Genomic DNA, 25,483 nt, shown 5'->3' on the forward strand with positions numbered 1-25,483 from the left:
CGCAGGAACGCACCCACCAACCGTCTCCGGCTGCGCGGCCTCCCATGCTTCCCTCCCGTTCATTGGCCCGGCATCTGGTCATCCGCCTGATGCCGCCCATCCTGCTCCTCGTCCTGCTGGACCTGGCGGCCACCTGGGTCATCACCCACAAGATCGACATGTCGTTGTGGATGCTGGAAGACTTCTTCTGGCTGATGGTCGTGGGCCAGGTGGCGCTGATTGCGCTGTTCGCATGGGTGGTGATGCAGGGCGTGCGCTCCGGGCTGCGGTCGGTGAATCACCTGTCCGAAGAAATCCGGCAACGCTCCATCGACGACATGCAGCCGCTCGAGGTCGCCGGCGTGCCGGTAGAGATCGAGCCGCTGGTTACCCACACCAATGACTTGTTGCTGCGGCTGGATGCATCGCTGGCCGCACAGCGCCGCTTCATCGGCCATGCCGCGCACCAGCTGCGCACGCCGTTGTCGGGCCTGCGGCTGGAATCCGAACTCATGCTGGCGCGTCCCTTGCCCGACGATGTCCGCGCCCGCGCCGAGCGCATCAAGGCCGTCAGCGACCGCATGATCCGGCTGGGCCAGCAGCTTCTGGTGCTGGCGCGCGCCGACCCGAACGCCCGGCCCCAGGACAGTTTCGTGCGCATCGACCTGTGCGAATGGGTGCGCGTGCATGGCGCGGAATGGTTTCCGCGCGTGCGCGAGGCGCACTACGAACTGGACCTGGCCGCGCCCGAAACGCCCATCTGGATCGACGCGGATCCCTTGCTGCTGGCCGAGCTCCTGGGCAACCTGATCGACAACGCGCTGCGCTATGGCAACCCCACGGGCCGCATCACGCTGATCGTCGGCGCCAATCCCCCCTCGCTGACCGTTGAAGACGACGGCCCCGGCATCCCGCCGGAAGAGCGCGACCGCGTGTTCGAAGCGTTCTACCGGTCGCCCACGGCCACGGCCGGCGGCTCGGGTTTGGGACTAGCCATCGTGCGTGAAATCGCGCATGCGCACGGGGCGTGGTGGAAGCTCACGAGCCGGCCCGATTTTCCCGGAACGCGGCTGTCCGTCGTGTTCCCCGGCCCCCGCAAGGGCGCTCAACTCACTCGCCAAGAACCTGCATCATGAGCCAAGGCACGGTCAGCGCTGCTTCTTTGCCCCCCGGCCACCCCGGCGGCGCGCACGCGCCGTCGTCGCGCGCCGCCCTGATCCTGGGCGCCCTGGGCGTGGTGTATGGCGATATCGGCACCAGCCCGCTGTACACCCTGCGCGCCTGCCTGACCGGGCTGAGCGTGCATACCGATCTGGAACCGGCCCACCTGCTGGGCGTGCTGTCCATCCTGTTCTGGATGCTGATGGTGGTGGTGTCCCTGAAATACGTCATGCTGGTGCTGCGCGCGGACAACCGCGGCGAGGGCGGCACGCTGGCGCTGCTGGAGCTGGCGGTGCGCGCCCGCGAGGGCAAGCTGCGCTGGATCCTGATCGTGCTGGGCATCTTCGGTGCGGCGCTGTTCTACGGCGACAGCATGATCACCCCGGCAATTTCCGTCCTGTCGGCGCTGGAAGGCATCGGCATCGTGTCGCACACGCTGGACCGCTGGGTGGTGCCGATCGCATTGGTGGTCCTCATCGCGCTGTTTGCGATCCAGTCGCGCGGCACGGCGACGATGGGCAAGCTGTTCGGCCCGGTGATGTTCGTATGGTTCGCCACGCTGGCCGCGCTGGGCGGCTGGCAGATCTGGCAGACGCCCGAGATTCTGGCCGCGCTGAATCCGATATGGGGGCTGCGCTTCATCGTGGAAGCGCCGTGGGTGAGCTTCGTGCTGCTGGGCGCGGTGGTGCTGGCGCTGACCGGCGCCGAGGCGCTGTATGCCGACATGGGCCATTTTGGCCGCCCGGCGATCCGCCGCGCCTGGTTCAGCATGGTGCTGCCGGCGCTGACGCTGTGCTACTTCGGCCAGGGAGCGCTGCTGCTGCGCGATCCCACCGCGATCCGCAATCCCTTTTTCCTGATGGCCCCGGAATGGGGGCTTGCCCCGCTGGTCGCGCTGGCCACCGTCGCCACCATCGTCGCCTCGCAGGCCGTGATCTCGGGCGCCTATTCGGTGACGCGCCAGGCGGTGCAGCTGGGCTTCTGGCCGCGCATGCAGATCCTGCACACGTCCGCCATCGAAAAAGGCCAGATCTACCTGCCGCAGGTCAACGCGTTGCTGCTGTGCGCGGTGCTTGTCCTGGTGCTGTGGTTCCGCAACTCCGACAACCTGGCAGCCGCCTATGGCTTCGCCGTGACGGGCACGATGCTCACGACGTCGGTGCTGGCGTTCGCAGTGCTGCCGCGCGGCACCACGGGCTTCAAGCGCATGATGTGGTTCCTGGTGCTGGGCCTGTTGCTGCTGCTGGACGTGCTGCTGTTTTCGGCCAACGTCTTCAAGATCCACGAGGGCGGCTGGCTGCCGCTGGTGGTGGCGATCGTGGTGTTCACGCTGATGATGACGTGGCGCCGCGGCCGGCACCTGCTGTCCGACATGCAGCAGCGCGACCGCCAGCCGCTCAAGGAATTCATGGAGCAGCTCGAGCAATACCCGCCGTCGCGGGTGCCGGGCACCGCGATTTTCATGACGATGAATTCGGGCAACGTCCCGTCGGCGCTGCTGCACAACCTGAAGCACAACAAGGTGCTGCACGACCAGGTGCTGTTCCTGACGATCCTGTCGGCCGACGTGCCGTACATCGCGCCGGAAGAGCGCTTCGAGGTGAACCGGCTCAGCGCATCGAGCTGGGCCGCGACGATCAACTACGGTTTCAAGGAAGATCCGGACGTGCCGGAGGCGCTGCGCCTGATCGCAGAGGGCTACCCCGAACTGGATCTGGAACCGATGCGCACGTCGTACTTCCTGTCGCGCCAGACCGTGGTGGCGGCCAAAAAGCCGGCCTTGTCGCGCTGGCGGCGCGCGGTGTTCTCGTTCATGGCGCGCAACTCCACCCGCAGCACCAAGTTCTTCAAGATCCCCGCGAACCGGGTTGTCGAAATGGGCATGCAGGTCGAACTCTAGGTGCGCCGCGCCGCGGTCAGGCGAAAAAAAACCCTCGGTGTGAAAACCGAGGGTTTTTTATTGGGCCTTGAAGCATTACTTCTTCGAGGTCGCGTCCTTCAGTTGGGGCAGCGACGTGCCGCTGGAGGCGAGCAGGCCGGTCTTGACGTACGTGAACAGCTTTTCGCGCGTGTCGACGATGTCGAGGTTGCGCATGGTGAGCTGGCCGATGCGGTCCGCTGGCGTGAAGGGGGCGTTTTCCACCTTCTCCATGGACAGGCGCTCGGGCGCGTACGTGAGGTTGGGCGACACGGTGTTGAGCAGCGAGTAGTCGTTGCCGCGGCGCAGTTCGATGGTCACTTCGCCGGTGACGGCGCGGGCAACCCAGCGCTGGGCGGTTTCGCGCAGCATGATGGCTTGCGGATCGAACCAGCGGCCCTGGTACAGCAGGCGGCCCAGCTTGCGGCCGTTTTCGCGGTACTGCTCGATGGTGTCTTCGTTGTGGATGCCGGTGACCAGGCGCTCGTAGGCGATGAAGAGCAGGGCCAGACCCGGGGCTTCATAGATGCCGCGGCTCTTGGCCTCGATGATGCGGTTTTCGATCTGGTCGCTCATGCCCAGGCCGTGACGGCCGCCGATGCGGTTGGCTTCGAGCATCAGTTCGACGGGGTCGGCGTATTCGACGCCGTTCAGGGCGACGGGCTGGCCTTCTTCGAAGCGCACCGTGACTTCCTCGGCCTTGACGGCGACGTCGTCGCGCCAGAACGCCACGCCCATGATGGGCTTGACGATGCGGATGCCGGAGTTCAGGTGCTCCAGATCCTTGGCTTCGTGCGTGGCGCCGAGCAGGTTGGAGTCGGTGGAGTAGGCCTTTTCAGCCGACATCTTGTAGTCGAAGCCGGCCTGGCGCATGTATTCGGACATTTCCGAACGGCCGCCGAGTTCGTCGATGAAGCGCTGGTCCAGCCAGGGCTTGTAGATCTTCAGTTCCGGGTTGGTGAGCAGACCGTAGCGGTAGAAGCGCTCGATGTCGTTGCCCTTGAACGTGCTGCCGTCGCCCCAGATGTTGACGTTGTCTTCCTTCATGGCGGCGACCAGCATCGTGCCGGTGACGGCGCGGCCGATGGGCGTCGTGTTGAAGTACGTGATGCCGGCGGTCGAGATGTGGAAGGCGCCCGATTGCAGGGCGGCGATGCCTTCGGCCACGAGCTGCGCGCGGCAGTCGATCAGACGGGCGTTTTCGGCGCCGTAGGCCATGGCCTTGCGGGGAATCTCGTCGTAGTCGGATTCGTCGGGCTGGCCCAGGTTGGCGGTGTAGGCGTAGGGAATGGCGCCGTTGTTGCGCATCCACAGGAGCGCCGCGCTGGTGTCCAGGCCGCCGGAAAAGGCGATGCCGACTTTCTGGCCGGTGGGCAGGTTCGGGAGGATAGTGGTCATTGTTTGAGGTGAGACGCCAACAGGACTTTGACAGCAACGAGCCGCCAAACAAGAAAAGTAGCCCGCCATTTTAACTCTTTTGAGGGGGGCTGGCCTCGGGGGCGAACAGATCGGCAAGCCGCAGTTCGCGGATGAGCTGGCCCGTGGCGGCGGCCAGCCGGGTGGCCGGGCGATGGCGCGGGCTGGCCAGCACCAGGTTGTTGGTGATCGTGGGCGAACCGATGGCGCACAGGGACAGTTCATGCTCGGCGGCCGGGCCGCGCGCGGCCGAGCGGGGCAGGATGGCGTAGGCGTCGCCCTGCGCCGCCAGTTCTACGATGGTCTGCACGGCGTCGACCTCGGCCGCCACCTTGAGCCGCACGCCCTGCGCGCGGCAGACGCTTTCCACGAGGGTGCGGATGGCGTTGGGCAGGCTTGGCAGCACCAGGGGATAGTCGCCCAGCCGCGCGACCGGCACGTGATCGGGCAGGGGCGGCTGATGGCCCGCGGCGGCCGCCAGGACGAGATCTTCGCGAAACAGCGATTCGTACGCGAGCTGCGGGGACGGGGCCGGGTCATAGAGCAAGGCCAGGTCCACGCGGCCGGCGAGCAGCCATTCGCGCACCTGCGCGCTCAAGCCTTCGGCCACCGCGATGGAGGCATCCGGAAAGTCCTGGCGGAACGCCTGCACGAGCGGGGGCGTGAGCACGCGCGCGATGCGCGGCGGCAGGCCGATCATGACCTTGCCCGTGGGCGTTTCGCGCAGCGTCTGAAGATCTTCCTTGGCGCGTTCGGCCAGCGTCAGCAGGGCGCGGGCATGCTCCAAAAAGCGCAGGCCGGCCTCCGTGGGTTCGGCGCCGCGGCCGTTGCGGTAGAGCAGGTGCTGGCCCAGCTCTACCTCCAGCAGCCGCACCTGGCGGCTGAGCGTGGGCTGCGCGACGTCCAGCATCTCGGCAGCGCGCGAGAAGCTGCGGCGCTCGGCCACCCGCACGAAATATTCGATCTGCTTGAGATCCATCGGATATTAGCTTTTTCGATATCAGAAATATCAGGTATAGCATTGTTTGCCAGGCCACATTCCGCGAGGATGGCGTTTTGCAATGAGGAAGTCCCCCCGTGCCCGATTGCCGTCCGCCGCTCGCCTCGCCGTCCCGTCCCCGCCACGCGCTGCCGCCGGGCGCGTGCGACGCGCATTGCCACATCTTTGGGCCGGACGACGTGTTTCCGTACGCGCAGGGCCGTTCCTACACGCCGCCGGACGCGCCGTACGCCAGCATGGCGGCGCTGCATGCCCATCTGGGCATCGAGCGGGCCGTCGTCGTGCAGGCCAATTGCCATGGGTCGGATCACCGCGCCTTGCTGGATGCGCTGGCGCGCAGCGCCGGGCGGTATCGCGGCGTGGCGTTGCTGGGCGCCGACGCCACTGCGGCCAGCGTCAAGGCGCTGCATGAAGGCGGCGTGCGGGCCGCGCGCTTCAATTTCGTGCCGCATCTGGGCGGCGCGCCCGATCCGGCCGTGTTCGACCATGTGGTCGCGCTGATTGCGCCGCTGGGCTGGCACCTTTGCCTGCACGTGGACGGCGCGATGCTGCCGGAACTGCTGCCGCGCCTGCTCGCGTTGCCGGTGCCGTTCGTCGTGGATCACATGGGTCGGCTGAAGGCATCGGACGGGCTCGATTCGCCGGCGATGCGGGCGCTGCTCAGCCTGGCCGACGTCGACGCGGCCTGGGTCAAGGTGTCCGGCATCGACCGGATTGCCGCCGGCCGGCGGCCGTTCGCCGAAGGCATCCCGTTCGTGCGCTCGCTCGTTCAGGCCATGCCGGACCGCACGCTGTGGGGCACTGACTGGCCGCATCCGAATGTGGCGGGCGACATGCCGGACGACGGCGAGCTGGTCGACACGTTTTTCGAGGCCTGCCCGGACGCCGGGCTGCGTCAGCGCGTGCTGGTGGACAACCCCGCGCGGCTTTACGGATTTCAGTAGTACCGAGACCGCGGAACGAGGGCCAGGATGCCCGAGCCGCAAGCACACCCCCATCAACGAGGAGACACCATGTTCAAGAAAATCATCTCGGCCGCCGTGCTGAGCCTGGCCGCCGCGGGTGCGGCTCATGCCGACGGTCCCGTGCGCCTCATCATTGCGTTCCCGCCGGGCGGCCCGGTGGACCTGGTGGGCCGCGTGCTGGCCGAGCAATTGGGCAAGGAGCTCAAGCAGAACGTCATCGTCGAGAACAAGGCGGGGGCCAATGGCAACATCGCGGCCGCTTACGTGGCCAAGGCGCCTGCCGACGGCTCGGTGCTGTTCCTGACCAGCGTTGGCGCGGTGGCGATCAGCCCGGCGCTGTACAAGGACCTGCCGTACGATCCGGCGCGCGATTTCGCGCCGGTGTCGCGCGTGGTGAACAACGCCACGGTGTTCGTGGTGAACCCGTCCAATCCGGCCACCGATGCGGCCGACTTCGTGAAGAAGTCGCAAGCCGCGTCGCAGTCGGTCGCCATCGGATCGTCGGGCATCGGCAGCATTCCGCACCTGACGCTGGAAATGTTTGCCGATTCCAGCAAGGCCAAGGTGCTGCACGTGCCTTACAAGGGCGCGGCGCCCGTCATCAACGACGTGATGGGCAATCAGGTATCCGGGTTCTTCGGCGACGTGCCGGGCCTCATCGGCCACATCCAGGGCGGCAAGCTCAAGCCCCTGGGCGTGGCGGCGCCGACCCGCCATCCGCTGCTGCCCGATGTGAAGACGCTGGCCGAGCAGGGCATTCCTGGCGTCGAGTCCAACAACTGGTATGGCCTTGTCGCGCCGGCGGGCACGCCTGCCGCCACCGTGGACAAGCTGAACCAGGCCGTGCGCGCCGCGCTGGGCAACGAAACCGTGCGTGCCCGCCTGGAGAAGTTCGGCGCCGAGGCCGCGCCCAGCACGCCGCAGGAATTGGGCGCGCTGATCGCCGCCGACCGCGAGAAGTGGACCGCGCTGATCCAGCGCAAGAACATCCGTCCGGAGTAAGCATGAGCGCCCGCCGAATCGAACCCGTCGTGCCGGGCACGCGCCCGGAACTGGCCGTGCTGGAGGCGCGCATCGCCGCCGCGCGCGGCCGCATTTCGCCGCTGTATCAGGTACTGCTGAACAGTCCGGCCGTGGTCGAAGGCTGGGAAGCCATGCTGACCGCGATCCGGCAGAAGACGTCGCTGGCGCCGCGGCTGCGCGAGCTGATCATCCTGCGCGTGGCGACCTTGAACAACGCGCCGTACGAGTTCGAGGCGCATGTGCCGCACGCGCTGGCGGGCGGCATGCCGCAGGCGGTCATCGACGTGCTGCGCGGCAATCCCGCTCCGGATCAGGTACCGGGCCTGGAACCTGGCGAAGCCGAGGTCCTGGCGCTGACCGACGCCATGACGCGCGATATCGAGGTGCCGGACGCGGTGTTCGCGCCGCTGCGCGCGCGCTATGACGACGCGCAACTGGTGGAACTGGCCGCGACGGTGGGCGCCTACAACATGGTGTCGCGCTTCCTGGTCGCCTTGCGCGTCGGACATTGAAAGGAGAGAGCTGTGCAGGAAACGATGTTGCTGGTGTCGCTGGGCGAACGGTTTGACGAGACGCGCATTCAGGATCTGGCCGGGCGTCTCGCGCACGGGCTGGAGGATGTGAAGATCAGCGCCTTTGCCGCGCTGGAATCCGAGGACACCTACGTACACGTGCGCGGGGCCCGAGCATTGCCGCAGATCCAGGCCCGCCTGAAGGAACTGGCGCCCGGCGCGCACGCGCGGGTGCTGCATCTGACGCTGGATTTGCCGGGCGCGTCGGCGGGCCAGGAGGCGCCGTGGCATTACATCGTCGAGACCGACGTGCTGCCCGAGGCCGAGGCCGACCTGAACGCCTGGTACGACCAGGAGCACCTGCCGGGCCTTGCGGCGGTGCCGGGCACGGTGCGCGCGCAGCGCTGGGAATGCCGCGATGCGTCGCCGCGGTACCTGGCCTGCTACGACCTGCACACGCAGGAAACCTTCGGCAGCCCGCCGTGGCTGGCCGTGCGCGCGACCGACTGGAGCAGCCGCGTGCGGCCGTCCTTTCGCAACACGCGGCGCACGATGTTCAGGAAGATCCTGTAGCGCCGTTGCGCCACAAAAGTGAAGGGGCCCGGACATCGCGCGATGTCCGGGCCCCTTTTTACTTGCGGGAGGGCGTCAGTCGACCTGACCCAGCAGCAGGAATTCCATCAGCGCCTTCTGCACGTGCAGGCGGTTCTCGGCCTCGTCCCAGACCACGCTTTGCGGGCCGTCGATCACTTCGCCGGTCACTTCCTCGCCCCGATGGGCGGGCAGGCAGTGCATGAAGACGGCCTGCGGGTCGGCGGCGGCCATCATTTCGGCATCCACGCACCAGTCGGCAAACGCGGCGCGGCGCTCTTCGTTTTCGGCCTCGTAGCCCATGCTGGTCCAGACGTCGGTCGTGACCAGGTGCGCGCCCTTGCACGCCTCCATGGGATCCTTGAACTGGCGCAGCACCTTGTCGGGCGGCGTGCCGATGCGGGCGGCTTCAAGTTCGTAGCCGGCCGGCGTGGACACGTGCAGCGTGAAGCCCAGCATTTCGGCCGCCTGCAGCCACGTGTAGGCCATGTTGTTGGCGTCGCCCACCCAGGCGACCGTCTTGCCGGCAATGGGGCCGCGGTGCTCGATGTAGGTGAAGATGTCGGCCAGGATCTGGCAGGGGTGGAATTCGTTGGTCAGGCCGTTGATCACGGGCACGCGCGAATGCGACGCGAAGCGCTCGATGCGGGTCTGCTCGAACGTGCGGATCATGACGATGTCGACCATGCGCGAGATCACGCGCGCGGTGTCCTCGATGGGCTCGGAGCGGCCGAGCTGCGAATCGTTGGACGTCAGGTTGATGACCGAGCCGCCCATCTGGTACATGCCGGCCTCGAACGACACGCGGGTACGCGTGCTGGCCTTTTCGAACACCATTGCCAGCGTGCGGTCGTGCAGCGGCATGTGGGGCTCATAGCGTTTGAACTTTTCCTTGATCAGGCGCGCGCGGTCCAGCACGTAGGCGATCTCGGCGGACGAGAAGTCCTTGAACTGCAGAAAGTGCCGCAGCGGGCCGTTTTGAGTCGTGGGAGGAGTCATGTTGATGTCGCAGGTCATTGGGCCCGGCCAGGCTCGTGGCCCGGCAGGGACGTTGATTATGGTTTTTCGGCCAGGAACTGTTGGATGAGCGGAACCAGGATGGCGACGATCTGGTCGGCCTCTTCCCGGGTCAGGATCAGCGGCGGCAGCATGCGGATTACGCGGTCGCGCGTGACGTTGATGAGCAGGCCCGCTTCCAGGGCGCGTAGCGCCAGGACGCCGCAGGGGCGGGCCAGTTCGATGCCCAGCATGAGGCCGCGGCCGCGGATGTCGGCCACGCCGGGCGTGCCGGCCAGCGCGCCGGCCAGGCGGTCTTTCAGGTATTCGCCCACGGCATGGGCGTTTTCAAGCAGGTTTTCGGATTCCAGCGCATCGAGCACCGCGAGGCCCGCGGCGCACACCAGCGGCCCGCCGCCGAACGTGGTGCCATGGCTGCCCGGCGTGAAGACGCCCGCGGCGGGGCCTGCCGCCAGCATCGCGCCGATGGGCACCCCGCCCGCCAGCCCCTTGGCCAGCGTCATGACGTCGGGACGGATATCGGCCCATTGGTGCGCGAACCACTTGCCGGTGCGTCCGATGCCGGACTGCACTTCGTCGATCATCAGCAGCCAGCCGCGCTCGGTGCACAACTGGCGCAGTGCTTGCAGGTAGTCAATGTCGGACGGGCGGATGCCGCCTTCGCCCTGCAGGACTTCCAGCAGCACCGCGGTGGTGCGGGGCTCGGCGTCGCCCGCGGCGCGCACCGCGTCCAGGTTGTTGTACGGCACCTGGATGAAGCCGCTGGGCAGGGGTTCGAAGCCCTTGCGCGCCTTGTCGCTGCCGGTGGCCGCCAGCGTGGCCAGCGTGCGGCCATGCCAGGACGAATCCATCGTGATGATGTGGGCGTGCTTGTTGCCGCGCTGGTATGCGTAGTAGCGGGCGAGCTTGATGGCCGCTTCGTTGGCTTCGGAGCCGCTGTTGTTGAACGCGACCTCCTGCATGCCGGACAGCGCCGTCAGCCGGGCGGCCAGCGCGGTCTGCTGGGGGATTTCGTAGATGTTGGAGGTATGGATGACCCGGGCGGCCTGCTCGGTGATGGCGGCGACCAGCTTGGGATGGGCATGGCCCAGGCACGAGACGCCGATGCCGGCCAGGGCATCCAGGTACTTTCGGCCGTCGGCGTCCCACAGCCAGACACCCTGGCCGTGCGTGAACGATACCGGCAGCCGGGCATAGATATTGGCCAGAGGCGAGCTCATCGCGGATCCTCCTGGGGGAATGGCATCGACAGCGTGCCCGCTTCCAAGGGGCGAATCGGGGGCGAATCGCGGTTTGAAAGAGGGCAAAGGATCAATCATATACAATTCGCGGCGCGGCACGCATGTTTGATCACGCCGAAGATCCGGCTTTCGTGAAAGGCGTCCCGCAGTGAAGAACACATGGCAACTCGCGTCAGACAATTCGTAATTCATGGCGTTACCGAAAGCGGTAGCCGCTTCCGCCCCAGCGATTGGGCAGAACGGCTCGCCGGCGTAATGGCACAGTTCCGGCCGGCCGGCTGTGCTGGTAACCACCTCACTTATTCGCCTTATGTGCTGCCCGTCGTGATCGATGGCGTGCGCGGGATCGTGGTCGACCTGCGCCTGCGCGACCTGGAGCCGCTGGCCTACAAGTTCGTGGTGGATTTCGCCCGCGACAACAACCTCAAGACGGAAGAACGCGAAATCTAGGCCCCCAGAACGAAAAAGCGCCCCAACCGGGCGCTTTTCTCATTCTGCGGCCCTGCACGCCCCTTGGGCGGGCCGGGCGCTACCCGCCGCGCGGGCGCTGGCCCGCACGGCGGCAGGCAGATCACTTGGCGTACACCAGGTCGCGCAGTCCCAGCGACAGGCCTGGCCAATAGGTGATGACCATCAGGCACAGGATCACGACGCCGACGAAGGGCACCAGCGGCTTGACGATACGCTCGAGCGGCAGCTTGGCCACCGCGCAGGCCGCGAACAGGTTCACCCCGAACGGCGGCGTGATCATGCCCAGCGCCAGGTTGACCACCATGATGATGCCGAAGTGCACCGGGTCCACGCCGAACTGCAGCGCCACCGGCAGCAGCAGCGGGGCCAGCACCACGATCGAGGCCGAGGTCTCGATGAACATGCCGATCACGAACAGCGCGGCGTTCACGCCCATCAGGAATCCGAACTTTGTGTCGAAAACCTGGGCGAGCCACGTGCCCAGCGCGTCCGGAATGCCGGCGCGGTTGAGCAGGAAGCTGAACAGGCCGGCGTTGGCGATCACGAACATGATGACCGCGGTCGACACGACCGACTTGTGCAGCGTGGTGGACAACTGGCGGAACGTGAGGCGGCGGTAGATGACCTTGCCCACGAAGACGGCGTACATCACGGCCACGACCGAGGCCTCGGTCGGCGTGAAGATGCCGCCGTAGATGCCGCCCAGGATGATGACGGGCATCAGCAGCGCCAGCCACGCGCGCTTGAACGACGGCCACAGCGGCAGGCGGCCTTCGCCGTCGCGCTTGCCCAGGTTGTTGCGCTTGGCGTAGAGCCAGACGTAGAACATCAGCGCCACCCCGATCAGGATGCCGGGCATCACGCCGGCGATGAACAGCTCGCCGGTGGACGTGTCGGTGGACACCGCAAACAGGATCATCGGGATCGATGGCGGAATGATGACGCCGAGTTCTGCCGCGCTGGCCTGCAATGACGCCGCAAAGGGGGCGGGATAGCCGTGCCGGATCATGGCGGGAATCAGGATCGCACCGACCGCGAAGGTGGTGGCCACGCTGGAGCCGGCGACTGCCGCGAAGATCATGCAGGTCAGCACGCAGGTGCAGGCCAGGCCGCCCTGGATGCCGCCCACCACGCTCTTGGCGAATTCCACCATGCGTTCGGAGATGCCGCCGGCTTCCATCAGGTTGCCGGCCAGGATGAAGAAGGGGATGGCCACGAGCGGGTACTTGTCCAGCGCGGCGAACAACTGCTGCGCGACGACCAGCCAGGGCAGACCCGCGGCGCCGACGCCCGCCAGGCTGGCCAGCCCGATCGACACGGCGACCGGCACGGACAGCCCGAAGAAAATCAGCATCGAGACAATCATTAATTGGGACATGGCGATTTCTGCTGCTCAGGTTCGATAAGGGGCGGCTCAGCCTTGCGCGTCGTTGCGCACGGGCACGTCTTCTTCTTCGCCGGCGCACCAGCGGGCCAGCACGGCGATGGCCGCCAGCGTGGCGCCCACGGGGATCGCCAGGTAGATCCAGGAAATCGAGATGTCCAGACTCGGCACGTTCTGGAAACGCACGCGGTAGGTCATGTTGCCGCCGATCCAGGCCAGAAAGCCGAGAAAACCGGCGCAGATGAGGCCGATGATGGCTTCCAGTACCCGGCGTCGCTTGCCGCCCAGCATGTTGCGCAGCAGTTCCACGCTGATCATGGCGCCGTGACGAAAGGCCAGGGCCACGCCCAGCAGCACGGTCCAGATGAGAAGCGCGCGGGTGAGGACCTCGCTCCAGTCGGCGGGCGAATGCAGCACGAACCGGGCGATGACCTGATAGAACGCGGCCGCTGCGGCGGCGACCAAGAGGAGTTGGGCGAATGCCGAGACCAGCTTGAACAGGCCGCGGTCGAAGGCGCAGAGCAAACGCATGGTGAATTCCGTTGGCGAAAGTCGCGAAAAAAATAGGGCGGGCGCGCGGCGAAAGCCGGCCCCGCCGCCAGGCGAGCGGCCCCGCCACGGGGGCCGCGCCGGCTTACTTGGTGTCGCGGATCGAGTCGATCAGCTTCTTGTCGAACTTCTTGTAGTACTCGGGGTAGGCGGGTTCCACGGCGGCGGCGAAGGCGGCGCGGTCCACTTCGGTGACTTGCATGCCTTCCTTCTTCAGCTGCTCGACGCCCGTTTTCTCGATGTTGTCGACGTAGGCGCGCATGGCCTGGGCCGATTCCTTGCCGGCCTTGTCGAAGTTGGCCTTGTCGGCGGCCGACAGGCCTTCATAGACGTTGGCCGACATCAGGACCAGGGCCGGACCGTACACGTGACCGGTCAGCGACAGGTACTTCTGCATCTGCGACAGCTTGGCCGACGTGATCACGGACAGCGGGTTTTCCTGGCCGTCGATGGTGCCCTGCTGAAGGGCGGTGGCCACTTCGGGCCAGGCCATCGGCGTGGGCAGGATGCCGATCTGGCGGAAGGCGGTGATGTGGATGGGGTTTTCCGTGGTGCGGATCTTCAGGCCCTTGGCATCCGCCGGGGTCTTGACCGGACGCACGTTGTTGGTCAGGTGGCGAAAGCCCTGTTCGCCCCAGGCCAGCGCCACGATGCCGCGGCTGGGGAACTTGGCCAGCATGTCCTGGCCGATCTTGCTGTCGAGCACGGCACGGGCGTGCGGCAGGTCGCGCAAGAGGAAGGGAATATCGAAAACGCCGGTTTCGGGAACAAAATTGAGGGTTGCACCGGTCGAAACGATCGCGAGATCGATGGTGCCGATCTGCAGGCCCTCGATGACCTCGCGTTCGCCGCCCAGCGCGCTGTTGGCGAATTGCTGGACCTTGAACTTGCCGTTGGAAGAGGCCTCGATGGACTTGGCCATCGCGTCGGCGCCGGCGCCGTAGTGCGACGAGGTCGACAGGGCGTAGGCCATCTTCAGGGTGGTCTGTGCCGCCGAGGGCAGGGATGTGGCGGCCGCGCAGGCGGCCAGAATCGTGGCCGCAAGCCAGGATTTACGCATTGTCTTCTCCGGAATTGGTTATCTTTATGGGCGGCTTTGCCTCCCGCCCCGGGATGATATCGGGAATCAGATCGCTTTCTTACCGTTGGCTAACATAGTTGAATGATGGATTTCCCTGATATGTCACAGGCCAAGCGCCCCGGTTTCTGGTCCACCCTGCGCCTGGGCGCCCGGATGATGATGCGCGATGCGCGTGCCGGCGAACTGCGCCTCCTGGTGCTGGCCCTGGTCGTGGCGGTGGCGGCGGTCACCAGCGTGGGCTTTCTGGCGGACCGTGTCGGACGCGCGCTGGAACGCGACGCCGGCCAGATGCTGGGCGCCGATCTGGTGCTGGATGCCGACGAGCCCGTGCCGGCCGCCTTCAAGGATCAGGCGCGCGAGCGCGGCCTCACCGTGTCCAGCACGTGGCAGTTTCCGTCCATGGTGGGCGCTGGCGACGGCGCTCAGCTTGCCGCCCTGAAGGCCGTGGAACCCGGCTATCCGCTTCGCGGGGCGCTGCGGGTGGCGGATGCGCCGTTCGCGCCCGACGCGCCCACGCGCGACGTGCCGCCCGAAGGCGCGGTGTGGGTCGACGCGCAACTGCTGGCCCTGCTGAACCTGAAGGTGGGCGACACGCTCAATGTGGGCGACGCCCACCTGCGCATCGACCGCGTCATCACCTATGAGCCGGACAAAGGCATGCAGTTCGTCAACGTGGCCCCGCGCGTGCTGCTGCGCGCCAGCGACCTGCCGGCCACCGGCCTGATCGCGCCGGGCAGCCGCATCGGGTATGCCATGCTTGTCGCCGGTCAGCCGGACGCCGTGGCCGGGTATTCCGCCTGGCTGAACCAGAACCTCAAGCGCGGCCAGAAGATCGCCACGCTGGAGTCTGGCCGCCCCGAAGTGCGCCGCACGCTGGACCGCGCGCAGCGTTTCCTGTCGCTGGTGGCGCTGCTGGCGGTGCTGATCTCGGCCGTTGCCGTGGCGCTGGCGGCGGGGCGCTACATGACGCGGCACCGCGACGGCATCGCGGTCATGCGCTGCCTGGGCGCCGTGCAGTCGCAGGTCGCGCGGATGCTGACGCTGGAATTCACGCTGGTCGGCCTGTTCTCGTCCGCGGCCGGCTGCCTGCTGGGCTTTGGCGTGCACCAGGTGCTGGTGATGCTGCTGGGGTCGCTGATCGACACCACGCTGCCGGCGCCGTCGGCCATTCCGGCGCTGCAGGGCCTGTTGACCGGGCTGCTGCTGCTCCTGGGCTTTGCGCTGCCCGCGCTGGCGCAGCTTCGGCACGTGCCGCCCGCCCGCGTCCTGCGGCGCGATGCGGACACGATCAGCGCGCGCAGCGCCTTCGGATACGTGCTGGGCGCTGCGGGGTTCGCGCTGCTCATCTGGTGGTTCGCGGGCGACGCCAAGCTGGGGGGCGTGGTGGCCGGCGGCTTCCTGGGGGCCTTCGGCGTGTTCGCCCTGGTTGCCTGGCTGTGCATTCTGGGGCTGGCGCGGGTGCGCCGCCTGGCGGCCGGGTTTCCCGCGCTGCGTTTCGCGCTAGCGGGCGTGGTGCGCCGCCGTGCGGCCACCATCACGCAGGTCTGCGCGCTGGCTGTCGGGTTGATGGCGCTGCTGCTGCTGACCATGACCCGCACCGATCTGATTCAGGGGTGGCAGCGCACCATGCCGCCGGACGCGCCCAACCGGTTCCTGATCAACGTGCAGCCAGACCAGCGCCAGGCCGTGACCGATGCGCTGACGCGCGAAGGGCTGGGCCGCATTACGTTGTCGCCGATGGTGCGTGGCCGGCTGATCGCGGTCAACGGCAAGCCGGTGGAACCGGACGACTACGAAGAGCCGCGCGCCAAGCGGCTGGTGGACCGCGAATTCAACCTGTCCTATGGCGATGCGCTGCCGTCTTCGAACCGCATCGAGCAGGGCCGATGGCTGGCGCCGGGCTCGGCCGAGGTCTCGCTGGAGGCGGGGCTGGCGCAGTCCCTGCGCATTGGCCTGGGCGACAAGATGACGTTCGACGTGGCCGGCCAGCAGGTCGAAGTGGCCGTCTCGAGCATCCGCCGGGTGGATTGGGATACGATGCGCGTCAATTTTTTCGCCATCCTGACCCCCGCCGCACTGGCCGACATGCCTCAGAGCTGGATCACGTCCTTTTACCTGCCGCCTGACAAGGCGGCGGTGCTGCCCGCGCTGGTGCGGGAGTTTCCGAACCTGACGGTGTTCGACGTAGGCGCCATCCTGCAGCAGTTGCAGTCCGTGCTGAATGAAGTGGGCCGCGCGGTGCAGCTCCTGTTCCTGTTCACCCTGGCCGCCGGCGTGCTGGTGCTGTCCGCGGCGCTGACCGCGACGCGCGATGAGCGGATGCGCGAGGCGGCGGTGCTGCGCGCGCTCGGCGCCACGCGCCGTCAGCTTGCCCGTTCCCAGCGCATCGAGCTGTGGGCGGTGGGCGGGCTGGCCGGCCTTTTGGCGGCGGCTGGCGCCACGGCGATCGCTTGGGTTTTGTCAACGCAGGTGTTCGACTTCACCATTACCCTCAGCCTCTGGCCATGGCTGGCCGGCATCGGCGCCGGCATGCTGGGCGCCTGGGCGGGCGGCGCGCTTGCCCTGCGCGGCGTGCTGCGCACGCCGCCGCTCGTCACCCTTCGAGAAACCTGATGACGTCCCGCGTCCACACCATTACAGAACCCGTGGAAAACTCCCGCACCATGTTTGACCTTCTCGGCGGCGAAGCCGGCGTGCGCGCCCTCGTCGACCGTTTCTATGACCTGATGGACATGGAGCCCGACCTCAAGGAACTGCGTGCCGCCCACGGCCCCAGCCTGGACGAGGCGCGCGACAAGCTCTTCTGGTTCCTGTGCGGGTACTTCGGCGGGCCGGACCACTATATCGAGCGCTTCGGGCATCCCCGCCTGCGGGCCCGCCATCTGCCGTTTTCCATCGGCGAGGTCGAGCGCGACCAGTGGGTGGCCTGCATCGGACGCGCGATGGAAGACGAGGGCATCGAGCCCGTACTGATCGAGCGCCTGCTCGAATCGTTCTACGGCGTTGCCGACTGGATGCGCAATCGTGAAGGGTGACGATCAATCCGGCGCGCGGCGCACCGCCTGGGAGGGTCCGCTGGCCGGCGCCATGCTCAGCGACGCGCGGCGCCTTGCCGACGCGGGGCCGGAAGTCTTCAATCCCGCGCACTACGGCGACCGGGCGCGGCCCGTGGACGCGGGCGGACGTCAGGCCGCGTGGTTCGTGGAGGGGCAGGGCTGGCAGGGCGTGCTGCGGCGCTACCGCCGCGGCGGCATGATCGCCCGCATCAGCCGCGATGCCTATCTGTGGAACGGCGAGTCGCGCACCCGAAGCTTCCGGGAATACCGCCTGCTGGCCGCGCTGCGCGCGCAAGGGCTGCCGGTGCCCGCCCCGCTGGCGGCGGCCTACTGGCGCCAGGGCCCGATCTACCGCGCCGCCATCGTGGTCGAGCGCATCCCCGGCGTGCGGCCCTTGGCGCAGGCGCTGACCGAACCGTTATGGCAGCCAGTGGCCGACGCCATCGTCCGCATGCACCGGGCGGGCGTCTGGCACGCCGACCTGAACGCGTTCAACATCCTCATCGGCAATGACGGCCGGGTCTGGCTCATTGACTTCGACCGCGGCACGCAGGGCGCGCTGTCCGAGCGTCAGCGCCAGGCCAATCTGGACCGGCTGCGCCGGTCGCTGCGCAAGGTGGCTGGCGAGGCCGGCGACCGATTCTGGATGCGCCTGCGCGACAGTTACTGGACGGCCTGGGGCATCGGCATCCAGCCCTGACCGCCGGCCCGCCGGCGCGCGGCCGCCACGGGGGTAATTGCGCCAATTACCCGCCAAAGTTGGGCAGGTCAGCGCTAAAAGGCTTTATCATTTCGCCTTTTGGTACTCCTGTCATAAACGGCATAGAGCAAGGGGGCTGGACATAATGGAACTGAAGGCGGGAATGCGCTGGGCGCTCGGCGCGGTGCTGGCTGCGGCAGCTACATCGGCGGCGGTGGCGCAGAACAAGGTCGTCAACGTCTACAACTGGGCCGAATACACGGCCCCGGACACGATCCCGGGTTTCGAGAAGGAAACCGGCATCAAGGTCCGCTATGACGTCTATGACAGCAACGACGCCTTGCAGGCCAAGCTGCTGGCCGGCAAGTCGGGTTACGACGTCGTTGTCCCGTCCACCCATTACGCCTCGCGCCAGATCGAAGCCGGCCTGTTCCAGAAGCTGGACAAGTCCAAGATCCCCAACTGGAAGTACCTGGATCCCGAAATCATGGCGCTGGTCGCCACGGTCGATCCCGGCAACGAACACGCCATTCCGTGGGGCTACGGCACCAACGGCCTGGGCTACAACGTCACCAAGGTCAAGCAGATCATGGGAGATGACGTGGACCTGGCCAGCTGGGACATGATCTTCAAGCCCGAGAACGCCGCCAAGCTCAAGGAGTGCGGCATCTCGATGCTGGACGAAGCCGCGCAGGTCTTCCCGGCCGTGCTCAAGTACCTGGGCAAGGACCCCAACAGCACCAACGCCGCCGACTACCAGGCCGCGATGGAAGTGCTGAAGAAGATCCGCCCGTATATCCGGCAGTTCAGTTCGTCGGGCTACATCGACGAGCTGGCCGTGGGCGACCTGTGCATGGTCTACGGCTTTTCCGGCGACGTCATGATCGCCCGCAAGCGCGCGCAGGACGCCAAGAAGCCCTATGAAGTGAACTACTTCATTCCCAAGGGCGGCGCGCCGGCGTGGTTCGACCTGATGGTCATCCCCAAGGATGCGCCGCATCCCGAAGAGGCGCTGGCCTTCATCAACTACATCGAAACGCCGAAGGTCCATGCGGCCATCACCAACACCATGTTCTATCCCAACGCCAACAAAGAGGCGCGGCAGTACGTGAACAAGGATGTGGCTGAGAATCCCATGATCTACCCGCCCGCCGACGTCTCCAAGACCCTGTACGTGATCAAGGCGCTGCCCTTGAACATTTCACGTCTGCAGAACAAGTTGTGGTCCGAGCTGAAGTTGGGAAATTAGTCATCATGAACGATAGCCGTTACTCGGCGCAGCACGCGGCGGACCCGGACGAGTTCGTCCGGGTTTCCGACGTGGTAAAGATCTTTGGCGACGTGGTGGCCGTGCGCTCGGTCAACCTGTCCGTCAAGCGCAATGAAATCTTCGCGCTGCTGGGCAGCTCGGGCAGCGGCAAGTCCACCTTGCTGCGCATGCTGGCGGGCTTCGAGGAAGCCACGTCGGGCCAGATCCTGCTGGACGGCGAGGACATCACCAGCGTGCCGCCGTACCGCCGGCCCGTGAACATGATGTTCCAGTCGTACGCGCTGTTCCCGCACATGACGGTCGAGGCCAATGTGGCCTTTGGCCTGAAGCAGGAAGGCGTGGACCGCGCGGAAATCCATGACCGCGTGTTCGAGGCCCTGGACCTGGTGCAGATGGCGGGCTATTCGCGCCGCAAGCCCAACCAGCTCTCGGGCGGGCAGCAGCAGCGCGTGGCGCTGGCGCGCAGCCTGGTCAAGCGTCCCAAGCTGCTGCTGCTGGACGAGCCCATGTCGGCGCTGGACAAGCAGATCCGCCAGAAGACGCAGATCGAACTCGTGAAGATCCTCGAGCAGGTCGGCGTGACCTGCATCATGGTCACCCACGACCAGGAAGAAGCCATGACCATGGCGCACCGCCTGGCCGTCATGACCGAAGGCCAGATCGTCCAGTGCGGCACGCCCCAGGACGTCTACGCGTTCCCGAACTCGCGCTTTGTCGCCAGCTTCATCGGGTCGACCAACATGTTCACCGGCACCATCGTGGTCGACGAGCCCGACCACGTGGCCATCGAATGCGCCGAGCTGACCCGTCCGCTTTACGTGAACCACGGCGTGAGCGAGCCGCTGGGCATGGAAGTGCACGTGTCCATCCGCCCCGAGCGCCTCTTGGTGTCCCGCGAGCAGCCCGATGGCGATTACAACTGGGCGCACGGCATGGTCAGCCACATGGCCTGGATGGGCAGCTATGCCCTCTATCAGATCCGCCTGGATTCCGGCAAGACGGTCGAGGCCAGCGTGCCCAGCCGGCTTCTTGCCCAGATGGATGCGCCGGGCATCGACGAAGAAATCTTCGTCAGCTGGGACGCCGACAGCGCGACGGTGCTTGCGTCATGATCCGTTTTTCGCCCCGCGACTGGCTCCCGTCGGGCCGGGCACTGGCGGTGGTGCCGCCGTTCGCCTGGCTGGTGCTGTTTCTGCTGGTGCCGTTCCTGCTGGTGCTGAAGATCAGCTTTGCCGAAATGAAGTTCGGCATCCCGCCGTATACGTCGCTGGCGCAGTTCCAGGACGAGGCGATCCAGTTCAGCCTGCACCTGCGCGGCTACATCCTGCTGTTCACGGAAAACCAGTATTTCCGCACGTACCTCAGCTCGGTCAAGATCGCCGGCATCACCACGCTGGTCTGCGTGCTGATCGGCTATCCCATCGCGTACTACATTGCCCGTTCGTCGGCGCGCGTGCGCAACCTGCTGCTGCTGGCGGTGATCCTGCCGTTCTGGACTTCGCTGCTGCTGCGCGTGTATGCCTGGGTGGGCATCCTGCGCAACGACGGCCTGCTCAACAACCTGCTGCAGAGCCTGGGCCTGATCTCCAGTCCGCTCGAGATCTACCGCACCGACCTGGCCGTGTACATCGGCATGGTCTACGCCTATCTGCCGTTCTTCATCCTGCCGCTGTACGCGACGCTGGTGAAGATGGACCTGCGTCTCCTGGAGGCCGCCTATGACCTGGGTGCCAAACCCTGGCAGGCGTTCTGGCAGATCACGGTCCCGATGTCCCGCCAGGGCGTGATCGCGGGCGCCATGCTCGTGTTCATCCCGGCCGTCGGCGAATACGTGATCCCGGAAATGCTGGGCGGGGCCAATACGCTGATGATCGGCCGCGTGATGTGGAATGAATTCTTCAACAACGCCGACTGGCCGATGGCGTCGGCCGTGACGTGCGTGATGGTGTTGCTGCTGCTCGTGCCGCTGGTGTACTTCCAGTACAGCCAGGTCAAGCAGCAGGGGGGAGGCCGCAAATGAACGGTCCGAACAAGACGCTGCGCGCCGTGGTGCTGGGGCTGGGCTACTTCTTTCTGTACGTGCCCATCATCAGCCTGATGGTGTTTTCGTTCAACGAGTCGCCGTCCGTCACGTCGTGGACGGGGTTCTCGCTGCGCTGGTATCACTCGCTGGCCAACGACGACGCGCTGTTGCGCGCCGCCTGGCTGTCGTTCCGCATTGCCGTGCTGACGGCCACCGCGGCGGTCGTCATCGGCACCTGGGCCGGCTACGTGCTGGGCCGCATGGGGCGCTTTCGCGGCTTTGCGCTCTACGTCGGCATGCTGAGCGCGCCGCTGGTGATCCCCGAGGTCGTGCTGGGCATCTCGCTGCTCCTGATGTTCGTCGAAGTGCGCGGCGCGCTGGGCTGGCCCGAGCAGAACGGCATGTTCACGATCTGGGTGGGGCATGTGACGCTGTGCATGGCGTTCGTGGCTGTCGTCATCCAGACCCGCATCCGCGACCTGGACAGCTCGCTGGAAGAGGCCGCGCTGGATCTGGGCGCCACCCCGATCACGGTGTTCTTCAAGATCACGCTGCCGCTCATCGCGCCCGCGCTGGCGTCGGCCTGGCTGCTCGCCTTCACGCTGTCGCTGGACGACGTCGTCATCGCGTCGTTCCTGTCCGGCCCCGGTTCCAGCACGCTGCCCATGGAGGTCTTCTCCCGGGTGCGGCTGGGCCTGAAGCCCGAGATCAACGCGCTGGCCACCCTGTTCATCCTGGCGGTGGGCACGTGCGTGATCCTCGCCAACCGCATGCAATGGCGCAAGGAGTCCGAATCCAAATGACGCAAACCACCCTGTATGGCCTGACCAAGTGCAGCACGTGCGTGAAGGCGCGCGACTGGCTTACCGAACACGGCGTCGACCACGCCTTCGTCGACTATCGCGACAATCCGGTGGCGGCCGCGACGCTCAAATCCTGGGCCGAGCAGGTCGGCGGCTGGGAAAAGCTGGTCAACCGCGCCTCGATGACGTGGCGCAATTTGCCCGAAGACCGCAAGACCGCGCACACCGACGCCCAGTGGACCAAGCTGATCGCCGAATACCCGGCGTTGGTGCGCCGTCCGGTGACGGTCACGCCGGATGGCGAGGTGAGTGTTGGTTTCAGTGAAAAGCGCTACGGCGAACGTTTCGCCTGAGGCCGGGGGCGGGCCCGGCCGGGCCCTGCCGGACCCCTTCTTCGACCGCGATGCAGCCCAGCTTGCGCGCGAGTTGCCCGGCAAGGTGATCCGCCACCGGGTCGGCGGCCTGTGGCTGTCGGCCCGCATCATCGAGACCGAGGCCTACTATCTGGAAGAGCGGGGCAGCCATGCCTCGCTGGGCTACACCCACAAGCGCCGCGCCCTGTTCATGGACGGCGGCACCATCTACATGTATTACGCCCGCGGGGGCGATTCGCTGAACTTCAGCGCGGGCGGCCCCGGCAACGCGGTGCTGATCAAGTCCGCCTATCCGTGGACCGACGCGCTGTCCGGCCCCGAAGCCCTGGACCGGATGCGCGAGTTCAATCCCGATGCGCAAGGACGGCCCCGGGCTTTGGGCGCGCTCTGCGCGGGGCAGACCCTGCTGTGCCGGTCGCTGGGCCTGAAAGTGCCCGAGTGGGATGCGCGCCGCTTCGATCCCGAGGCCCTGTACGTCGAAGACGTGGGCGAGTCCCCGCCGTATCTGATCTGCACCACGCGCCTGGGCATTCCCACGGGGCGCGACGAGCACCTGAGCTACCGGTTCGTGGATCCGGCCTACGCCGCCTTCTGCACGCGCAATCCGCTGCGGCGCGGCCAGCGCGCGGGACAGGACTATGTGTGGGTGGACCGGCAGGGCATCGTGCTGCCCGAGGCGCCGGCCGGCGGTTAGAGGCCGGCTTCGCGGACGCGCCGGGCAAGCGATTCGCGCAGTTCGGCGTACTTGCGCTGCAGGCGCCGGCGGTTCAAGCGCTTGCTCCATGCATACAGCGGGATCAGCGGCAGCACGCCGAAGCCGTCGATCAGGTACAGCCCCTTCTTGCCGTCGGCGTTCTGGCCCACCGCGATGTTGCTGCTGGACATGTCATGCACCACCACGTGCGCGTCGGCCAGGTCGTCGAAGAATTCGTCCAGCTGCGCCCGCAGGGCCTCGTCAAACTGACCCTTCATGGCAAGTTCGGTCAAGGTAGGCGCCATGTTGCCCGCCTCGTCCGTGATCTTTTCGACAACCAGGCCCAGCCCAAGCGAGGTCTGCGCCACACCGAAAATGCGCGCCATGGGCACCTGCCACACGCCGGAGGGACGAGTCGTGGTGGTGACGTACTCCGAGATCTCGTTCAGGTAGACGCGGTAGGCGCTTTCGCGCTGATATTGCTTGTACCAGCGTTTGAACGGCCGGGCTTCCAGGTAGATCGCCCGCGCGCGCATGTCCATGACCTTGACGAGCAGGGACGGGGAGTGCGGGTGCTGGAAAATGTGCCGATCCCCGCCGGTCGCGAGCGGCGTGGCCGAATCCAGGTTCAGCGGTCCGAACACGGATTGATATGACACGGGAGGCGTGCTGGCGGGGCGGTCGGCAGAGTTCAAAGAGGCGGGGCGATTCATTCGGATGGCCGCCAGTTTAATCCGGTTGCTCCCGCCGCGTCTTCGCGCCCGCCGCGCCGGCTGGAAACGGGGGCAGAATGCGACCTACAATTTGCGCTTTGGAGAGCCCTTTCTTGAACGACATTCTGCTTTGGGTCGCCGCGGGTGGCGCGGTGCTTGCCTTCGTGGCCGCGGTGCTGGCCTGGCTGCGTCCGTCCGCGTCGGACGCCCGCCTTGAGGCTTTGCTGGAAGGCCTGGAAAGAACCGAGCGCGCGCTGCGCGCCGACATCGCCGAAGGCCAGCGCGGCCTGCGCAGCGAGTTTTCAGAATCCACGCGCGGGCTGCGTCAGGAGCTGGCGCAGTCGCATGGCGACCTGCGCGCGGGGCTGTCGCGTGATGCGCAGGCCGCCCGCGCCGAGTCCGCCGAATCGCTGGCGCGCTTTGCCGCGGGGTTCTCGGAGCAACTGCAGGGCCTCATCCAGATCAACGAGCGGCGCCTGATGGAAGTGCGCGCCACGGTCGATCAACGGCTGCAGTCGCTGCAATCGGACAACAGCGCCAAGCTCGATGAAATGCGCCGCACTGTCGACGAAAAGCTGCACGCCACCCTGGAGCAGCGCCTGGGCGAGTCCTTCAAGCTGGTGTCGGACCGCCTTGAAGCCGTGCACAAGGGGTTGGGCGAAATGCAGGCGCTGGCGGCCGGGGTCGGCGACCTCAAGCGTGTGCTGACCAACGTGAAGTCGCGCGGCACGTGGGGCGAAGTGCAACTGGCGCGCCTGATCGAAGACAACATGACGCCGGATCAGTACGCCAGCAACGTCAAGCCTGTGCCGGGCAGCGATGCCGCCGTCGAATTCGCCATCCGGCTGCCGGGGCGCGGCGATGGCGGGGATCCCGTCTGGCTGCCGATCGACGCCAAATTTCCCAAGGAAGAGTACGAGCGCCTGATGGATGCGCAGGAAGCGGCCGACGCCGAAGGCGTGAAGGCGGCCGGGGCCGCGTTGGGCCGCGCGGTCGAAGTGCAGGCGCGGCTGATTGCCGGCAAGTACATCGCGCCGCCGCACACGACCGATTTCGCCATCATGTTCCTGCCCACGGAAAGCCTGTATGCCGAGGTGCTGCGCCGCCCCGGCCTCCTGGACAAGCTGCACGACCTGCGGGTCAACGTGGCGGGGCCAAGCAATCTGGCCGCGCTGCTGAACAGCCTGCAGATGGGATTTCGCACGCTGGCGATCGAACAGCGTTCCTCCGAGGTCTGGCAGGTGCTGCGGGCCGTCAAGACAGAGTTCGGCAAGTTCGGCGAATCGCTGGCCAGCGTCAAGAAGACCCTGGACACCGCCAGCAACAAGATCGGCCAGACCGAGGTCCGCACGCGCGCCATGCTGCGCAACCTGAAGGGCGTGGAGGCCCTGCCCGAAGCCGATGCCCTGCGTCTGCTGGGCGCCAGCGCGGCGGACGCCGCCGACCCCGACGACGACACCGATGAGACCCGCGCACCGTCCACCGGCGGCGTCTGAGGCGGGAACACCGAAGTCCGGGGCCCCGTCCGCCCCGGCGCGTGCT

25 protein-coding genes are annotated in these 25,483 nt (G+C 66.8%); 17 read left to right on the plus strand and 8 right to left on the minus strand.

Annotated features, from left to right (window positions below; translation table 11 throughout):
* Positions 1 to 44: 44 nt before the first annotated feature.
* Complete coding sequence (locus H4P35_RS08085; protein WP_226848576.1) at positions 45 to 1,115, plus strand: HAMP domain-containing sensor histidine kinase; 1,071 nt, start codon at positions 45 to 47, stop codon at positions 1,113 to 1,115.
* Entirely contained in the window at positions 1,112 to 3,040 is a 1,929-nt protein-coding gene (locus H4P35_RS08090) for a potassium transporter Kup (protein WP_226848577.1), read from the plus strand. The genes H4P35_RS08085 and H4P35_RS08090 overlap by 4 nt, the downstream gene beginning before the upstream one ends.
* Before the next feature lie 75 nt (positions 3,041 to 3,115).
* On the opposite strand, the gene argG is transcribed toward H4P35_RS08090, so the two are convergent.
* Positions 3,116 to 4,456: an argininosuccinate synthase gene (gene argG, locus H4P35_RS08095; protein WP_063952908.1), complete on the minus strand. Its 1,341-nt coding sequence runs from the start codon at positions 4,454 to 4,456 to the stop codon at positions 3,116 to 3,118.
* Between the two features lie 70 nt (positions 4,457 to 4,526).
* Entirely contained in the window at positions 4,527 to 5,453 is a 927-nt protein-coding gene (locus tag H4P35_RS08100) for a LysR substrate-binding domain-containing protein (RefSeq protein WP_175156856.1), read from the minus strand.
* Between the two features lie 98 nt (positions 5,454 to 5,551).
* Here H4P35_RS08100 and H4P35_RS08105 point away from each other — a divergent pair, with 98 nt between their 5' ends.
* The 4 genes from H4P35_RS08105 to H4P35_RS08120 all read left to right on the plus strand — a co-directional run bounded on the left by H4P35_RS08105 (position 5,552) and on the right by H4P35_RS08120 (position 8,547).
* Positions 5,552 to 6,418 carry an amidohydrolase gene (locus H4P35_RS08105; protein ID WP_226848578.1) on the plus strand — a complete coding sequence of 289 codons (867 nt, stop codon included), beginning with the start codon at positions 5,552 to 5,554 and terminating at the stop codon, positions 6,416 to 6,418.
* A 69-nt stretch (positions 6,419 to 6,487) separates the two neighbouring features.
* Positions 6,488 to 7,441, plus strand: coding sequence for a tripartite tricarboxylate transporter substrate binding protein (locus H4P35_RS08110; RefSeq protein ID WP_056320100.1), 954 nt, complete (start codon positions 6,488 to 6,490; stop codon positions 7,439 to 7,441).
* Positions 7,442 to 7,443: 2 nt separating this feature from the next.
* Positions 7,444 to 7,974 carry a carboxymuconolactone decarboxylase family protein gene (locus H4P35_RS08115; RefSeq protein ID WP_062838433.1) on the plus strand — a complete coding sequence of 177 codons (531 nt, stop codon included), beginning with the start codon at positions 7,444 to 7,446 and terminating at the stop codon, positions 7,972 to 7,974.
* Positions 7,975 to 7,986: 12 nt separating this feature from the next.
* Positions 7,987 to 8,547, plus strand: coding sequence for a DUF4286 family protein (locus tag H4P35_RS08120; protein WP_226848579.1), 561 nt, complete (start codon positions 7,987 to 7,989; stop codon positions 8,545 to 8,547).
* Between the two features lie 75 nt (positions 8,548 to 8,622).
* On the opposite strand, the gene argF is transcribed toward H4P35_RS08120, so the two are convergent.
* Entirely contained in the window at positions 8,623 to 9,564 is a 942-nt protein-coding gene (gene argF / locus H4P35_RS08125; protein ID WP_056320238.1) for an ornithine carbamoyltransferase, read from the minus strand.
* Between the two features lie 56 nt (positions 9,565 to 9,620).
* Positions 9,621 to 10,802 carry an aspartate aminotransferase family protein gene (locus H4P35_RS08130; RefSeq protein WP_226848580.1) on the minus strand — a complete coding sequence of 394 codons (1,182 nt, stop codon included), beginning with the start codon at positions 10,800 to 10,802 and terminating at the stop codon, positions 9,621 to 9,623.
* Positions 10,803 to 10,982: 180 nt separating this feature from the next.
* Between H4P35_RS08130 and H4P35_RS08135 the strand changes: the two genes are divergently transcribed.
* On the plus strand, positions 10,983 to 11,273 hold the full coding sequence (locus H4P35_RS08135; protein ID WP_013392635.1) for a DUF3579 domain-containing protein: 291 nt from the start codon (positions 10,983 to 10,985) through the stop codon (positions 11,271 to 11,273).
* Between the two features lie 121 nt (positions 11,274 to 11,394).
* On the opposite strand, the gene H4P35_RS08140 is transcribed toward H4P35_RS08135, so the two are convergent.
* From H4P35_RS08140 to H4P35_RS08150, 3 genes are all read right to left on the minus strand, one after another.
* Positions 11,395 to 12,672, minus strand: coding sequence for a TRAP transporter large permease (locus H4P35_RS08140; RefSeq protein ID WP_226848581.1), 1,278 nt, complete (start codon positions 12,670 to 12,672; stop codon positions 11,395 to 11,397).
* Between the two features lie 36 nt (positions 12,673 to 12,708).
* A complete protein-coding gene (locus H4P35_RS08145; RefSeq protein ID WP_226848582.1) occupies positions 12,709 to 13,209 on the minus strand; it encodes a TRAP transporter small permease in 501 nt (166 codons plus the stop codon).
* A 103-nt stretch (positions 13,210 to 13,312) separates the two neighbouring features.
* Positions 13,313 to 14,287 carry a TRAP transporter substrate-binding protein gene (locus H4P35_RS08150; RefSeq protein WP_056320112.1) on the minus strand — a complete coding sequence of 325 codons (975 nt, stop codon included), beginning with the start codon at positions 14,285 to 14,287 and terminating at the stop codon, positions 13,313 to 13,315.
* A 102-nt stretch (positions 14,288 to 14,389) separates the two neighbouring features.
* Here H4P35_RS08150 and H4P35_RS08155 point away from each other — a divergent pair, with 102 nt between their 5' ends.
* The 9 genes from H4P35_RS08155 (at position 14,390) to H4P35_RS08195 (ending at position 23,228) form a co-directional block, all read left to right on the plus strand.
* Positions 14,390 to 16,921, plus strand: coding sequence for an ABC transporter permease (locus tag H4P35_RS08155; RefSeq protein WP_226848583.1), 2,532 nt, complete (start codon positions 14,390 to 14,392; stop codon positions 16,919 to 16,921).
* Positions 16,921 to 17,343 (plus strand): group II truncated hemoglobin, encoded by a 423-nt coding sequence (locus tag H4P35_RS08160; protein ID WP_081259751.1) that lies wholly within the window; start codon positions 16,921 to 16,923, stop codon positions 17,341 to 17,343. Before H4P35_RS08155 ends, H4P35_RS08160 begins: the two co-directional genes overlap by 1 nt.
* The gene (locus H4P35_RS08165; RefSeq protein ID WP_226848584.1) at positions 17,333 to 18,064 is read left to right on the plus strand and encodes a 3-deoxy-D-manno-octulosonic acid kinase; all 732 of its coding nucleotides are present in this window, start codon (positions 17,333 to 17,335) and stop codon (positions 18,062 to 18,064) included. Before H4P35_RS08160 ends, H4P35_RS08165 begins: the two co-directional genes overlap by 11 nt.
* Positions 18,065 to 18,209: 145 nt before the next feature.
* Positions 18,210 to 19,313 carry a polyamine ABC transporter substrate-binding protein gene (locus H4P35_RS08170; RefSeq protein ID WP_175156866.1) on the plus strand — a complete coding sequence of 368 codons (1,104 nt, stop codon included), beginning with the start codon at positions 18,210 to 18,212 and terminating at the stop codon, positions 19,311 to 19,313.
* A 5-nt stretch (positions 19,314 to 19,318) separates the two neighbouring features.
* The gene (locus H4P35_RS08175; RefSeq protein ID WP_056320123.1) at positions 19,319 to 20,446 is read left to right on the plus strand and encodes an ABC transporter ATP-binding protein; all 1,128 of its coding nucleotides are present in this window, start codon (positions 19,319 to 19,321) and stop codon (positions 20,444 to 20,446) included.
* The gene (locus tag H4P35_RS08180; protein ID WP_062838427.1) at positions 20,443 to 21,354 is read left to right on the plus strand and encodes an ABC transporter permease subunit; all 912 of its coding nucleotides are present in this window, start codon (positions 20,443 to 20,445) and stop codon (positions 21,352 to 21,354) included. Before H4P35_RS08175 ends, H4P35_RS08180 begins: the two co-directional genes overlap by 4 nt.
* Positions 21,351 to 22,160, plus strand: a complete 810-nt coding sequence (locus H4P35_RS08185) for an ABC transporter permease subunit (RefSeq protein WP_226848585.1) — start codon at positions 21,351 to 21,353, stop codon at positions 22,158 to 22,160. Before H4P35_RS08180 ends, H4P35_RS08185 begins: the two co-directional genes overlap by 4 nt.
* A complete protein-coding gene (locus tag H4P35_RS08190) occupies positions 22,157 to 22,513 on the plus strand; it encodes a Spx/MgsR family RNA polymerase-binding regulatory protein (RefSeq protein ID WP_056320131.1) in 357 nt (118 codons plus the stop codon). Before H4P35_RS08185 ends, H4P35_RS08190 begins: the two co-directional genes overlap by 4 nt.
* Positions 22,482 to 23,228: a DNA-3-methyladenine glycosylase gene (locus H4P35_RS08195; protein WP_226848586.1), complete on the plus strand. Its 747-nt coding sequence runs from the start codon at positions 22,482 to 22,484 to the stop codon at positions 23,226 to 23,228. Before H4P35_RS08190 ends, H4P35_RS08195 begins: the two co-directional genes overlap by 32 nt.
* Here H4P35_RS08195 and H4P35_RS08200 read toward each other — a convergent pair.
* Complete coding sequence (locus H4P35_RS08200) at positions 23,225 to 23,941, minus strand: PhoP regulatory network YrbL family protein (protein ID WP_174245383.1); 717 nt, start codon at positions 23,939 to 23,941, stop codon at positions 23,225 to 23,227. The genes H4P35_RS08195 and H4P35_RS08200 overlap by 4 nt on opposite strands.
* A 113-nt stretch (positions 23,942 to 24,054) precedes the next feature.
* Here H4P35_RS08200 and rmuC point away from each other — a divergent pair, with 113 nt between their 5' ends.
* Positions 24,055 to 25,437: a DNA recombination protein RmuC gene (rmuC, locus tag H4P35_RS08205; RefSeq protein WP_226848587.1), complete on the plus strand. Its 1,383-nt coding sequence runs from the start codon at positions 24,055 to 24,057 to the stop codon at positions 25,435 to 25,437.
* Positions 25,438 to 25,483 lie beyond the last annotated feature (46 nt).

This window comes from Achromobacter sp. 77, from assembly GCF_020541125.1.
Taxonomy (GTDB): domain Bacteria; phylum Pseudomonadota; class Gammaproteobacteria; order Burkholderiales; family Burkholderiaceae_B; genus Achromobacter; species Achromobacter mucicolens.

Coding starts and splice junctions, on each gene's coding strand:
- H4P35_RS08085 (WP_226848576.1), top strand. CDS start 45: ATGCTTCCCTCCCGTTCATTGGCCCGGCATCTGGTCATCCGCCTGATG.
- H4P35_RS08090 (WP_226848577.1), top strand. CDS start 1,112: ATGAGCCAAGGCACGGTCAGCGCTGCTTCTTTGCCCCCCGGCCACCCC.
- argG (WP_063952908.1), bottom strand. CDS start 4,456: ATGACCACTATCCTCCCGAACCTGCCCACCGGCCAGAAAGTCGGCATC.
- H4P35_RS08100 (WP_175156856.1), bottom strand. CDS start 5,453: ATGGATCTCAAGCAGATCGAATATTTCGTGCGGGTGGCCGAGCGCCGC.
- H4P35_RS08110 (WP_056320100.1), top strand. CDS start 6,488: ATGTTCAAGAAAATCATCTCGGCCGCCGTGCTGAGCCTGGCCGCCGCG.
- H4P35_RS08115 (WP_062838433.1), top strand. CDS start 7,444: ATGAGCGCCCGCCGAATCGAACCCGTCGTGCCGGGCACGCGCCCGGAA.
- argF (WP_056320238.1), bottom strand. CDS start 9,564: ATGACTCCTCCCACGACTCAAAACGGCCCGCTGCGGCACTTTCTGCAG.
- H4P35_RS08130 (WP_226848580.1), bottom strand. CDS start 10,802: ATGAGCTCGCCTCTGGCCAATATCTATGCCCGGCTGCCGGTATCGTTC.
- H4P35_RS08135 (WP_013392635.1), top strand. CDS start 10,983: ATGGCAACTCGCGTCAGACAATTCGTAATTCATGGCGTTACCGAAAGC.
- H4P35_RS08140 (WP_226848581.1), bottom strand. CDS start 12,672: ATGTCCCAATTAATGATTGTCTCGATGCTGATTTTCTTCGGGCTGTCC.
- H4P35_RS08145 (WP_226848582.1), bottom strand. CDS start 13,209: ATGCGTTTGCTCTGCGCCTTCGACCGCGGCCTGTTCAAGCTGGTCTCG.
- H4P35_RS08150 (WP_056320112.1), bottom strand. CDS start 14,287: ATGCGTAAATCCTGGCTTGCGGCCACGATTCTGGCCGCCTGCGCGGCC.
- H4P35_RS08155 (WP_226848583.1), top strand. CDS start 14,390: ATGATGGATTTCCCTGATATGTCACAGGCCAAGCGCCCCGGTTTCTGG.
- H4P35_RS08160 (WP_081259751.1), top strand. CDS start 16,921: ATGACGTCCCGCGTCCACACCATTACAGAACCCGTGGAAAACTCCCGC.
- H4P35_RS08170 (WP_175156866.1), top strand. CDS start 18,210: ATGGAACTGAAGGCGGGAATGCGCTGGGCGCTCGGCGCGGTGCTGGCT.
- H4P35_RS08175 (WP_056320123.1), top strand. CDS start 19,319: ATGAACGATAGCCGTTACTCGGCGCAGCACGCGGCGGACCCGGACGAG.
- H4P35_RS08180 (WP_062838427.1), top strand. CDS start 20,443: ATGATCCGTTTTTCGCCCCGCGACTGGCTCCCGTCGGGCCGGGCACTG.
- H4P35_RS08185 (WP_226848585.1), top strand. CDS start 21,351: ATGAACGGTCCGAACAAGACGCTGCGCGCCGTGGTGCTGGGGCTGGGC.
- H4P35_RS08190 (WP_056320131.1), top strand. CDS start 22,157: ATGACGCAAACCACCCTGTATGGCCTGACCAAGTGCAGCACGTGCGTG.
- H4P35_RS08200 (WP_174245383.1), bottom strand. CDS start 23,941: ATGAATCGCCCCGCCTCTTTGAACTCTGCCGACCGCCCCGCCAGCACG.